This is a genomic window from Prevotella sp. P4-51 (assembly GCF_002251455.1).
Taxonomy (GTDB): domain Bacteria; phylum Bacteroidota; class Bacteroidia; order Bacteroidales; family Bacteroidaceae; genus Prevotella.
Window position 1 is genome coordinate 60,553 of sequence record NZ_NPJM01000063.1, and the last position, 12,217, is coordinate 72,769.

General features: G+C 52.8%; 8 protein-coding genes and 1 pseudogene. All 9 read left to right on the plus strand.

All coding sequences use genetic code 11. The features are described from left to right. Entirely contained in the window at window positions 1–546 is a 546-nt protein-coding gene (gene nusG, locus CIK94_RS11255) for a transcription termination/antitermination protein NusG (protein WP_094387055.1), read from the plus strand. Between the two features lie 90 nt (window positions 547–636). Beyond that, a complete protein-coding gene (gene rplK / locus CIK94_RS11260; RefSeq protein ID WP_022309507.1) occupies window positions 637–1,077 on the plus strand; it encodes a 50S ribosomal protein L11 in 441 nt (146 codons plus the stop codon). Window positions 1,078–1,097: 20 nt separating this feature from the next. Further along, window positions 1,098–1,790, plus strand: a complete 693-nt coding sequence (gene rplA, locus CIK94_RS11265) for a 50S ribosomal protein L1 (RefSeq protein WP_022309506.1) — start codon at window positions 1,098–1,100, stop codon at window positions 1,788–1,790. 18 nt (window positions 1,791–1,808) lie between these two features. Then, window positions 1,809–2,324, plus strand: coding sequence for a 50S ribosomal protein L10 (rplJ, locus tag CIK94_RS11270; protein WP_022309505.1), 516 nt, complete (start codon window positions 1,809–1,811; stop codon window positions 2,322–2,324). Between the two features lie 77 nt (window positions 2,325–2,401). Then, the gene (gene rplL / locus CIK94_RS11275) at window positions 2,402–2,779 is read left to right on the plus strand and encodes a 50S ribosomal protein L7/L12 (RefSeq protein ID WP_094387054.1); all 378 of its coding nucleotides are present in this window, start codon (window positions 2,402–2,404) and stop codon (window positions 2,777–2,779) included. A 134-nt stretch (window positions 2,780–2,913) separates the two neighbouring features. Then, window positions 2,914–6,726 (plus strand): DNA-directed RNA polymerase subunit beta, encoded by a 3,813-nt coding sequence (gene rpoB / locus CIK94_RS11280; RefSeq protein ID WP_022309503.1) that lies wholly within the window; start codon window positions 2,914–2,916, stop codon window positions 6,724–6,726. A 27-nt stretch (window positions 6,727–6,753) separates the two neighbouring features. Further along, a complete protein-coding gene (rpoC, locus tag CIK94_RS11285) occupies window positions 6,754–11,073 on the plus strand; it encodes a DNA-directed RNA polymerase subunit beta' (protein ID WP_094388686.1) in 4,320 nt (1,439 codons plus the stop codon). A 274-nt stretch (window positions 11,074–11,347) separates the two neighbouring features. Further along, the gene (locus CIK94_RS11290) at window positions 11,348–11,848 is read left to right on the plus strand and encodes an RNA polymerase sigma factor (protein WP_094387052.1); all 501 of its coding nucleotides are present in this window, start codon (window positions 11,348–11,350) and stop codon (window positions 11,846–11,848) included. Window positions 11,849–11,854: 6 nt separating this feature from the next. Continuing rightward, a pseudogene (locus CIK94_RS11295) lies at window positions 11,855–12,217 on the plus strand (hypothetical protein); the annotation flags it as partial.

Consider the following 12,217-nt stretch of genomic DNA (forward strand, 5'->3'; position numbering starts at 1 on the left):
ATGGCAGAAACTGGAATGAATTGGTATGTACTGCGCGCCGTTAGTGGCAAGGAGGCCAAGCTCAAAGAATATATTGAGGCCGAAATCAAACACAACGATTTGCTCAGTGCTAATGTAGCTCAGGTACTTATTCCTACAGAGAAGACATATTCTCAGCGTAACGGTCGTCGCGTGGAGAAGGAAAAAATCTCTCTGCCAGGATATGTTTTTGTGCAGGCAACACTCATCGGTGATGTTGCACATACTTTGCGCTTTATGCCCAACTGTTTAGGTTTCCTCGGAGGTCTTGACAATCCCTCACCTGTTCCCCAGAGCGATATCAACCGTATGCTCGGTGCTGCTGAGGAAGCTGAGTTTGCCGCAGACGTAAATATCCCTTACGAGGTAAACGAGGTTGTCAAGGTTACCGACGGTCCTTTCAGCGGATTTACCGGTATCATCGAAGAGGTGAACACCGAAAAGCGCAAGCTCAAGGTTATGGTGAAAATCTTCGGACGCAAGACACCGCTTGAGTTGAATTTCATGCAAGTAGAAAAAGAAGGATAGGCGCATATTGTTACGGTGTGTCTTCCTAACAAGTCGAGAGGCTTCCACTCTTCAGACTGATAATTAACAAAAAATCAATTATTAACAAAAATGGCTAAAGAAGTTGCTGGATTAATCAAATTACAGATTAAAGGTGGCGCTGCGAATCCTTCACCACCCGTAGGTCCTGCTTTGGGTTCTAAGGGTATCAACATTATGGGATTCTGCAAAGAGTTCAACGCCAGAACCCAGGATAAGGCAGGTAAGATACTTCCTGTTGTTATCACTTATTATACAGACAAGTCTTTCAGCTTTATTATCAAGACTCCTCCCGCAGCTGTGCAGTTGAAAGAGGTGGCCAAGGTAAAGAGTGGTTCAGCCCAGCCCAACCGTCAGAAGGTGGCAACCGTAACCTGGGATCAGGTAAAGGCTATCGCCGAAGACAAGATGGCTGACTTGAACTGTTTCACTATCGAGAGCGCTATGAGACTTGTTGCCGGTACTGCTCGCAGTATGGGTATCACTGTAAAAGGGGACTTCCCTGGAGAATAATTTAAAAACTTCAATTAAAGATGAGTAAACTGACAAAAAATCAAAAATCAGTCGCTGAGAAGGTTGAAGCAGGGAAGATGTACACACTCAAGGAGGCTACAGAGCTGGTAAAGGAAATTACCACTACCAAGTTTGAGGCTTCTGTTGACGTGGACGTTCGTCTTGGTGTTGACCCCCGTAAGGCAAACCAGATGGTTCGTGGCGTAGTATCTCTTCCTAACGGAACAGGTAAGGTTACGCGTGTACTCGCCCTCTGTACTCCCGATCAGGAAGCAGCTGCCAAGGAGGCAGGTGCCGACTACGTTGGTCTTGATGAATATATCGAGAAGATCAAAGGCGGATGGACAGATATCGATGTCATCATCACAATGCCCTCTTGCATGGGTAAAGTAGGTCCCCTCGGCCGTGTACTCGGTCCTCGTGGTCTTATGCCTAACCCCAAGAGCGGTACTGTAACTATGGATGTTGCTAAGGCAGTTAAGGACGTTAAGCAGGGTAAGATTGACTTCAAGGTAGATAAGGCTGGTATCATCCACACCTCTATCGGTAAGGTTAATATGACCGCCGAGCAGATTTATGGTAACGCTAAGGAGTTTATCCAGACCGTTATCAAGTTGAAGCCTGCTGCTGCTAAAGGTACATATATCAAGAGTATCTTTATTTCAAGCACTATGAGTAAGGGTATCAAGATTGATCCTAAATCAGTTGAATAACTCTAAAAGTTTTGTACAATGAAGAAAGAACTTAAAGATACTATTATAGCAGAGCTTGGACAGAAACTCAAGGAATATCCCCATTTCTATCTTGTTGACGTAACAGGATTGAATGCTGAGAAGACCAGTGATTTCCGTCGCCAGTGCTTCAAGAGTGAAATCAAGATGGTCGTTGTGAAGAACACCCTTCTCCACAAGGCAATGGAAGAGTCTGAGATTGATTTCTCTGAGCTCTACGGTAGCCTGAAGGGTAGCACCGCCGTCCTCTTCGCTCACACAGCGAATGTACCTGCCAAGTTGCTTAAGGAATATACCAAAGAGGGTATCCCCGCACTTAAGGCTGCTTACGCAGAGGAGGGTTTCTTCGGAGCCAACCAGCTCGAGGAACTCGTGGCTATCAAGAGCAAGAACGAAGTTATCGCAGATATTGTTGCTTTGCTTCAGTCTCCCGCCAAGAACGTTGTTTCTGCTCTTCAGTCAGGCGCAAACACCATCCACGGTGTGCTCAAGACTTTAGGCGAGCGTCCTGAATAATAATTGCAATGTAACAATTACAATTACATAAAGTCAAAGATATATTTATTACAAGAACAATTAAAATTTAGAATAAAATGGCAGACATTAAAGCTATTGCAGAAGAATTAGTAAATCTTACTGTTAAGGAAGTAAATGAGTTGGCAACAGTCCTGAAGGACGAGTACGGTATTGAGCCCGCAGCTGCAGCTGTTGCTGTTGCTGCTGGTCCTGCTGCTGCTGGTGCAGCCGCAGCTGAGGAGAAGACATCTTTCGATGTTGTCCTCGCTGAGGTAGGTGCTACAAAGCTCCAGGTAGTTAAGGCTGTTAAGGAGGCTTGCGGTCTTGGTCTGAAAGAGGCTAAGGATCTCGTAGACGCTGCTCCTGCTACAGTTAAGGAAGGTCTCTCTAAGGAAGAGGCTGAGAACCTGAAGAAGGCTATCGAGGAAGCTGGCGCTAAGGTAGAGCTCAAGTAATAAGAACTCAGTTTTCTCTTAAATATGGTTAGGATTTGCCCAGTCGGTGAGTCCTAACCTTTTTGTGTCTTTCTATAGACGCTGATGCCCAGCCCGCTCTTTCGGGCTTTTATAACAGATCATTTAATTCATTTATGGCTACAAAAATTGTCGATAACAGAGTAAATTTTGCCAGCGTGCATAATCCGTACCCTTTCCCGGATTTTCTCGATGTGCAGTTGAAGTCTTTCAAGGACTTTTTACAGTTGGAAACTCCGCCTGAAGAACGCAAGAATGACGGTCTGTATAAGGTGTTCGCTGAGAACTTCCCTATCACCGATACTCGCAATAACTTCGTTCTTGAGTTCTTGGATTACTATATTGATCCGCCGCGTTACACCATAGACGAGTGTCTGGAGCGTGGCCTTACATATAGTGTGCCTTTGAAGGCTAAGATGAAGCTGTTTTGTACCGACCCCGACCACGAGGATTTCGGAACCGTCATCCAGGACGTGTTCCTCGGTACCATTCCTTACATGACAAGCAACGGTACATTCGTTATCAACGGTGCTGAGCGCGTGGTAGTTGCCCAGCTGCACCGTTCACCGGGTGTATTCTTCGGTCAGGGTGTGCATGCCAACGGTACTGTGCTTTACAGCGCACGTATCATTCCATTCAAGGGTTCTTGGATTGAGTTTGCGACCGATATAAATAATGTAATGTATGCATATATCGACCGTAAGAAGAAATTGCCTGTTACGACACTGCTGCGTGCCATCGGTTATGAAAGCGATAAGGACATTCTGCGCATCTTCGACCTTGCCGAGGAGGTAAAGGTCAACAAGAAGAACCTCAAGGCCTGCGTAGGCCGCAAGGTTGCCGGTAGCGTGGTGACTCGCTGGAACGAGGACTTCGTGGACGAAGATACTGGTGAAGTAGTATCTATCGACCGTTCGGAGGTTATCGTTGAGCGCGAGACTGTCATCACCGAGGAGATGATACCTGAGATTCTGGAAAGTGGAGCTCAGAGCATTCTCCTGCACAAGGATGCCGAAGCCGGTAACAAGTATTCTATCATCTTCAACACTTTGGCCAAAGACCCCTCTAACTCTGAGAAGGAGGCCGTGCTCTACATCTATCGCCAGCTGCGTAATGCTGACCCTGCCGATGATGCCAGTGCCAAGGAAGTATTCCAGAATCTGTTCTTCTCTGACAAGCGTTACGACTTGGGCGAGGTGGGCCGCTATCGTATCAACAAGAAGTTGGGCCTGAACACCGAGTCTGATGTCCGCGTGCTTACCAAGGAAGATATCATCGAGATTATCAAATATCTCATCCAGCTCGTCAACTCCAATGCTACCGTTGACGATATCGACCACCTGAGCAACCGCCGTGTACGCACGGTAGGCGAGCAGTTGGCCAACCAGTTCTCTATCGGTCTTGCCCGTATGGCCCGTACCATCCGTGAGCGCATGAACGTTCGCGACAATGAAGTGTTTACTCCTACCGACCTGATTAACGCCAAGACCATCTCGAGCGTTATCAATTCATTCTTCGGTACCAACCCTCTGAGCCAGTTTATGGACCAGACCAACCCCCTTGCCGAGGTTACCCACAAGCGTCGTCTTTCGGCCCTTGGTCCTGGCGGACTTTCTCGTGAGCGTGCCGGTTTCGAGGTTCGAGACGTACACTATACTCACTACGGCCGTCTGTGTCCTATCGAGAGTCCTGAAGGTCCTAACATCGGTCTTATTTCATCACTCTGTCTGTATGCCAAGATTAACGACCTCGGCTTCATCGTTACACCTTACCGTAAGATTGTTGACGGCAAGGCCGACATGGACAACAAGGACGTGGTATACCTTACCGCAGAGGAGGAGGAGGCCAAGATTATCGGTCAGGGCAATGCGCCCCTTACTCCCGAGGGCAACTTCATCCGCAAGGTTGTAAAGTGCCGTCAGGATGCCGACTATCCAGTAGTTGCTCCTACCCAGGTAGATTACATGGACGTTGCTCCCCAGCAGATTGCTTCTGTTTCAGCAGGTCTTATTCCTTTCCTCGAGCACGATGACGGTCACCGTGCGCTGATGGGATGTAACATGATGCGCCAGGCAGTGCCATTGCTCCACAACGATGCACCTATCGTAGGTACCGGTCTGGAGAAGAAGGTCTGCGAGGACTCGCGCACCATGATTACCGCCGAGGGCGACGGTGTCATCGAGTATGTTGACGCCACCACCATCCGTATTCTCTACGACCGCACCGAGGAGGAAGACTTTGTCAGCTTCGAGCCTGCTCTCAAGGAGTATCGCATTCCCAAGTTCCGTCGTACCAACCAGAATATGACCATCGACCTTCGTCCTATCTGCGACAAGGGTCAGCGTGTGAAAGCCGGTGATATCCTCACCGAGGGTTATGCCACCGAGAATGGTGAGCTGGCCCTGGGTCGCAACCTGCTCGTAGCCTACGTGCCATGGAAGGGTTACAACTATGAGGACGCCGTCGTTATCTCTGAGCGCCTGGTAAGTGAGGATGTGCTCACTTCCGTACATGTCGACGAGTATTCACTCGACGTGCGTGAGACCAAGCGTGGTGTGGAAGAGTTTACCTCTGATATCCCCAATGTGAGCGAAGAGGCTACCAAGGACCTTGACGAGAACGGTGTTATCCGCGTCGGAGCCCGCGTAGAGCCAGGCGATGTACTCATCGGTAAGATTTCGCCCAAGGGCGAGAGCGACCCCTCACCCGAGGAGAAGCTGCTGCGCGCCATCTTCGGCGACAAGGCCGGCGATGTGAAGGACTCTTCACTCAAGGCCAATCCATCACTCAGCGGTGTGGTTATCGACAAGAAGCTCTTCTCTCGTGCCATCAAGACTCGTGAGTCCAAGAAGCAGGACAAGATTGTTCTGGCCAAGATTGACGAGGAATACGAGGCAAAGAATGAGGACCTGAAAGATATCCTCGTTGACAAGCTCCTTGAACTCACCGAAGACAAGAAGTGTGAGGGTATCAAGGACTATACCGGTGCCGAAATCATCTCCAAGGGTTCTACCTTCACCGCTACTGCGCTGAAGAACCTCGAGTACGACGGCATCCAGAGCAATGGCTGGACTGGCGACGAGCATACCGACGGCCTTATCCAGAAGCTCATCATGAACTATATCCGCAAGTACAAGCAGCTCGATGCCGAGCTGAAGCGCCGCAAGTTTGCCATCACCATTGGCGACGAGCTGCCTTCAGGCATCCTGCAGATGGCCAAGGTCTATATCGCCAAGAAGCGTAAGATTCAGGTGGGCGACAAGCTCGCCGGTCGTCACGGTAACAAGGGTATCGTTTCCAAGGTCGTACGTGCCGAGGATATGCCTTTCCTCGAGGACGGACGTCCTGTAGACCTGGTGCTCAACCCTATGGGTGTGCCCTCTCGTATGAACCTCGGTCAGATCTTCGAGGCCATCCTCGGTGCTGCCGGTAAGAAGCTCGGTGTCAAGTTTGCCACTCCTATCTTCGACGGTGCCAAGCTCAACGACCTCTCCGAGTGGACCGACAAGGCAGGTCTGCCCCGCCTCTGCTCTACCTATATATATGATGGTGAGACCGGCGAGAAGTTCGACCAGCCCGCTACCATCGGTATGACCTACTTCTTGAAGCTCGGCCACATGGTAGAAGACAAGATGCACGCTCGTTCTATCGGTCCGTACAGCTTGATTACCCAGCAGCCACTCGGTGGTAAAGCCCAGTTTGGTGGTCAGCGTTTCGGAGAGATGGAGGTTTGGGCTCTTGAGGCATTCGGTGCAAGCCATGTGCTCCAGGAGATTCTGACCATCAAGAGTGATGACGTCGTAGGACGTTCCAAGGCTTACGAGGCTATCGTCAAGGGCGATGCCATGCCTACTCCCGGTATCCCCGAGTCACTCAACGTACTTCTCCACGAACTCCGTGGTCTTGGTTTGAGTATCAAACTTGATTAAACGAGAACCCTTAATTATTTCAAGACAATGGCTTTTAAGAAAGATACAAAAATAAAGAATAATTTTACGAAGATTACCATCGGATTGGCTTCTCCCGAAGAAATCCTGGAAAATTCGTTTGGCGAGGTTACCAAACCAGAGACGATTAACTATCGTACCTATAAGCCAGAGCGTGACGGACTCTTCTGCGAGCGCATCTTCGGTCCTACCAAGGACTATGAGTGCGCCTGCGGCAAGTACAAGCGCATACGCTACAAGGGTATCGTCTGCGACCGATGCGGTGTCGAGGTTACCGAGAAGAAGGTACGCCGCGAGCGCTCAGGTCATATCGAACTGGTAGTGCCCATCGCACATATCTGGTATTTCCGTTCACTGCCCAACAAGATTGGCTATCTGCTCGGAATGCCTACCAAGAAGCTCGACGCTGTAGTCTACTACGAGAAGTATATCGTCATCAAGCCCGGAGCCTTTGAGGGCCGCACCGACAAAGACGGACTCGAGATCAACGGTTCTCACCGCATGGATCTTCTCACCGAAGACGAGTATCTGAACATTCTCGATACTCAGCTCGACCCCAACAACCAGCTTCTCCCCGACGATGATCCCAACAAGTTCATCGCCAAGATGGGTGCCGAGGCTATCCGCGACCTCCTTACCGACCTCGACCTCGACTCTATCTCTTACGAGCTGCGCGACCGAGCCAACAATGACTCCAGCCAGCAGCGCAAGACCGAGGCTCTGAAGCGCCTGCAGGTTGTCGAGGCTTTCCGCTCGTCCAAGGAGGTCAACAAGCCCGAGTGGATGATTATGAAGATACTTCCCGTCATCCCCCCCGAGCTTCGTCCGCTCGTACCTCTCGACGGTGGCCGCTTTGCCACATCCGACCTCAACGACCTCTACCGTCGTGTCATCATCCGCAACAACCGTCTGAAGAGACTCGTCGAAATCAAGGCTCCCGAGGTGATTCTCCGCAACGAGAAGCGTATGCTCCAGGAGGCTGTCGACTCTCTCTTCGACAACTCTCGCAAGGCCAGTGCCGTGAAGAGCGAGAGCAACCGTCCGCTCAAGTCACTCTCCGACTCACTCAAGGGTAAGCAGGGCCGCTTCCGTCAGAACCTTCTCGGTAAGCGTGTCGACTATTCAGCGCGTTCGGTTATCGTCGTTGGTCCTGAACTTAAGATGGGAGAGTGCGGTTTGCCCAAGCTGATGGCTGCCGAGCTCTACAAACCATTTATCATCCGCAAGCTCATCGAGCGTGGCATCGTCAAGACTGTCAAGAGCGCCAAGAAGATAGTAGACCGTCGTGAGCCCGTCATCTGGGACATCCTCGAGAATGTCATGAAGGGTCACCCCGTGCTCCTCAACCGTGCTCCTACACTGCACCGTCTGGGTATCCAGGCCTTCCAGCCCAAGCTCATCGAGGGCAAAGCCATCCAGCTCCACCCGCTGGCATGTACTGCGTTCAACGCCGACTTCGACGGTGACCAGATGGCTGTCCACCTTCCCTTGAGCAACGAGGCTGTACTCGAGGCACAGATACTGATGCTCCAGAGCCACAACATCCTCAACCCTGCCAACGGCGCTCCTATCACCGTGCCTTCTCAGGACATGGTGCTCGGTCTCTACTATATCACCAAGCTCCGTCCCGGAGCCAAGGGCGAGGGCCTGAGCTTCTACGGTCCCGAAGAGGCCATCATCGCCTACAACGACGGCAAGTGCGACCTTCACGCTCCTGTTAAGGTGCTCGTCGACGATATCGTTGAGGGTCAGCCCGTCAAGCATATTGTCGAGACCTCTGTTGGCCGCGTGGTAGTCAATCAGATTATCCCCGATGAATTGGGCTTCGTCAATGAAATCATCTCCAAGAAGTCACTCCGTGGCATCATCGCCCGCGTTATCAAGGCAGTCGGTATGGCTCGCGCCTGCGCCTTCCTTGACGGCATCAAGAACCTGGGTTACCACATGTCCTATGTAGCCGGTCTGTCGTTCAACCTCGACGATATCATCATCCCTGTAGAGAAGGAGGCTATCGTAGAGAAGGGACAGCGCGAGGTCGAGGAGATTACCAACAACTATAACATGGGTTTCATCACCGACAACGAGCGTTACAACCAGGTTATCGATGCCTGGACCCACGTCAACGACGAGTTGGGTGATGTTCTGATGAAGGAAATGACCGAAGCCGACCAGGGCTTCAACGCCGTATACATGATGCTCGATTCCGGAGCCCGTGGTTCTCAGGACCAGATCAAGCAGCTCTCCGGTATGCGTGGTCTGATGGCCAAGCCCCAGAAGGCCGGTGCCGAGGGCGCTCAGATTATTGAGAATCCTATCCTCTCCAACTTCAAGGAGGGTATGTCTGTGCTCGAGTACTTCATCGCTTCCCACGGTGCCCGTAAGGGTCTTGCCGATACCGCCATGAAGACTGCCGACGCCGGTTACCTTACCCGTCGTCTGGTCGACGTGTCTCACGATGTCATCATTACCCAGGAAGACTGCGGTACACTGCGTGGCCTCGAGTGCCGTGCGCTCAAGAATGGCGACGAGATTGTATCTTCTCTCGGCGAGCGCATCCTCGGCCGTGTGTCTGTCCATGACATCATCCATCCCACCACTGGCGAGCTCATCTGCGCAGCCGGTGAGGAAATCAATGAGGAGAAGGCCGACATCATCGAGAAGTCACCCATCGAGATGGTAGAGATCCGCTCCGTACTTACCTGTGAGAGCAAGCGCGGTATCTGCGCCAAGTGCTATGGCCGCAACCTCGCCACCTCGCGTATGGTACAGCTGGGCGAAGCTGCCGGTGTCATCGCCGCTCAGGCCATCGGTGAGCCTGGTACACAGCTTACACTGCGTACATTCCACGCCGGTGGTGTGGCTGGTAATGCAGCCGCCAACGCCAGCATCGTTGCCAAGAACGACGCCCGCATCGAGTTTGAAGAGGTGCGCGACGTTCCCTTCCGCGACGACGAGTCCAAGGATTGCCGTATGGTCGTAAGCCGTCTGGGCGAGATCCGATTCATCGACCCCAATACCGATATCGTCCTCTCTACCCTCGACCTGCCCTACGGTTCTATCCTCTACAACAAGCACGGCGACATCGTCAAGCAGGGCGACCTCATCGCCAAGTGGGACCCCTTCAATGCGCTCATCGTTACCGAATATGCCGGTACACTGCGCTTCAACGACGTCATCGACGGTGTCACCTTCAAGGCCGAGACCGACGATACCACAGGTCTTTCCGAGAAGATTATCATCGACGCCAAGGACCACACCAAGGTTCCTACCTGCGATGTGCTAGACGCCGACGGCAATGTGCTCGGTACCTACAACTTCCCCGTAGGCTGTCACGTAGTGGTAGAAGACGGACAGAAGGTATCTACCGGTGCCACTCTCGTTAAGATTCCACGTGCCGTAGGAGGTGCTGGTGACATCACCGGTGGTCTCCCACGAGTTACCGAGCTCTTCGAGGCCCGCAACCCCTCTAACCCCGCAGTCGTTTCTGAGATCGATGGCGAGGTCACTATGGGCAAGCTCAAGCGTGGTAACCGCGAGATCATCGTTACGCCCAAGCACGGCGAACCCCATAAGTATCTTGTCAATCTGAGCAAGCAGCTGCTCGTGCAGGAGCACGACGCCGTGCGTGCCGGAACTCCACTCTCCGACGGTGTCATCACTCCCAATGACATCCTTGCCATCAAGGGTCCCACCGCCGTACAGGAGTACATCGTCAACGAGGTACAGGATGTTTACCGCCTCCAGGGTGTGAAGATCAATGACAAGCACTTCGAGATTATCGTGCGTCAGATGATGCGCAAGGTTCAGATTAATGACCCGGGCGACACCACATTCCTTGAGCAGGAGCTCGTAGACAAACTCGACTTCGCCGAGGAGAACGACCGCATCTGGGGCAAGAAGGTAGTCACCGACGCCGGCGACTCCGAGAACCTCAAGGCTGGTCAGATTATCACTCTCCGCAAGCTGCGCGACGAGAACTCAAGCCTCAAGCGCCGCGACCTGCGCCTCGTCCAGGTGCGCGATGCCGTCCAGGCCACAGCCACCCAGATACTCCAGGGTATCACCCGTGCTGCCCTCGGTACCAAGAGCTTCATGTCTGCCGCTTCGTTCCAGGAGACCACCAAGGTGCTCAACGAGGCTGCCATCCGTGGCAAGCAAGACCGCCTCGAGGGTATGAAGGAGAACGTTATCTGCGGTCACCGCATCCCCGCCGGTACAGGTCTGCGCCAGTTTGACAAGCTCATCGTTGGTTCGCGTGAGGATTACGAGCGCATCGAGGCCAACAAGAAGAACATCCTCGACATCGACGTCAAGGACAGCAACATCTAAGGTTTTTCCCTTGATTACAACATAAGCGAGAGCCGCCGGCCCATTCAGGGTTATGCGGCTCTCGCTTTTTTTCAATGATACAGCCGTTATTGAGTTTTGTATGGAGCCCCAGACTGCTTGATCATGCGATTTGGAGCATTATCCGCCGGCTGCATGACGGCTACGCCGTAGCTCTGCAGATTGCTGTGGAGTCGGCAGAATTGTTAAAAATGTTAATTCCCGTTTGGTTTCATCCGCCTTATGTGTCTTATTGGTGTAACAAAGCCACAGTACAATGACCGAAAACCAGTTCATCAGCCTTGTCCCGCGACTGCGCCAGGTGGCGCTCACCGCAGCTGTCGGCGCCGGAAGTGATGCCGAAGGCGCCGAGGATGTCGCCCAAGACACGATGATACGCCTGTGGCAACTCCTTGCCGCGTTGGAGCGTGTCGAGTCGCCCGAAGCCCTCACTGCCACCATCGCCCGTCGCCTGGCTCTCAATGCCTGCCGTCGCCAGTCATCCCGCCTCCCTCTTGCCGACGCCCTCCGCCAGCTTGCCGCTTCGGTTTACGCCCAGCCCGATGTCAGCCTTCAGCACCACGAGAACCTCGAGTGGCTCGACAGTCAGATGCGGCGCCTGCCCTCAGTACAGCAGCAGGTCTTCTACATGCGTCAGGTCGAGCACCGCAGCCACGACGAGATAGCCCGCATCGTGGGCATAGCCCCCAAGTCGGTCAGCACCCTCTTGGCGAGAGCCCGCAAAGCGATTTATGAAGAATTGGACAAACGTAGATAAAGCCTTATGAGAAATCCCGATTATGCCACCATAGCCCGGCTTCTTGAGCGTTACATGCAGGGCACCACGTCGCTCAGCGAAGAGCAGACGCTGGAGCGTTTTTTCCGCACCGCCACCGATATTCCTGTCGAGTGGAACACCTTCAGGCTCATGTTTACCGCCTATGCCGCCCCCCGCCCCAAGTCTCGTGCGCATATCCTGCGCCGGATGATGCCCTGGATGGCAGCAGCCTCAGTCGTGGCAGCCGTAGTCATCGCCGTGTGCCGTTTAGCTCCTTCCGACACCGCCTCCACCACTGCCCAAGCCATCCCTACTGCCATCCCCGTAGCTGAGCCGCTCCCCGCCCGTGTGGCCGAGCCTGCCGCCCTT

Excerpts from the sequence above, each read along its gene's own strand:
- nusG (WP_094387055.1), top strand. The coding sequence starts at position 1 with ATGGCAGAAACTGGAATGAATTGGTATGTACTGCGCGCCGTTAGTGGC.
- rplK (WP_022309507.1), top strand. The coding sequence starts at position 637 with ATGGCTAAAGAAGTTGCTGGATTAATCAAATTACAGATTAAAGGTGGC.
- rplA (WP_022309506.1), top strand. The coding sequence starts at position 1,098 with ATGAGTAAACTGACAAAAAATCAAAAATCAGTCGCTGAGAAGGTTGAA.
- rplJ (WP_022309505.1), top strand. The coding sequence starts at position 1,809 with ATGAAGAAAGAACTTAAAGATACTATTATAGCAGAGCTTGGACAGAAA.
- rplL (WP_094387054.1), top strand. The coding sequence starts at position 2,402 with ATGGCAGACATTAAAGCTATTGCAGAAGAATTAGTAAATCTTACTGTT.
- rpoB (WP_022309503.1), top strand. The coding sequence starts at position 2,914 with ATGGCTACAAAAATTGTCGATAACAGAGTAAATTTTGCCAGCGTGCAT.
- rpoC (WP_094388686.1), top strand. The coding sequence starts at position 6,754 with ATGGCTTTTAAGAAAGATACAAAAATAAAGAATAATTTTACGAAGATT.
- CIK94_RS11290 (WP_094387052.1), top strand. The coding sequence starts at position 11,348 with ATGACCGAAAACCAGTTCATCAGCCTTGTCCCGCGACTGCGCCAGGTG.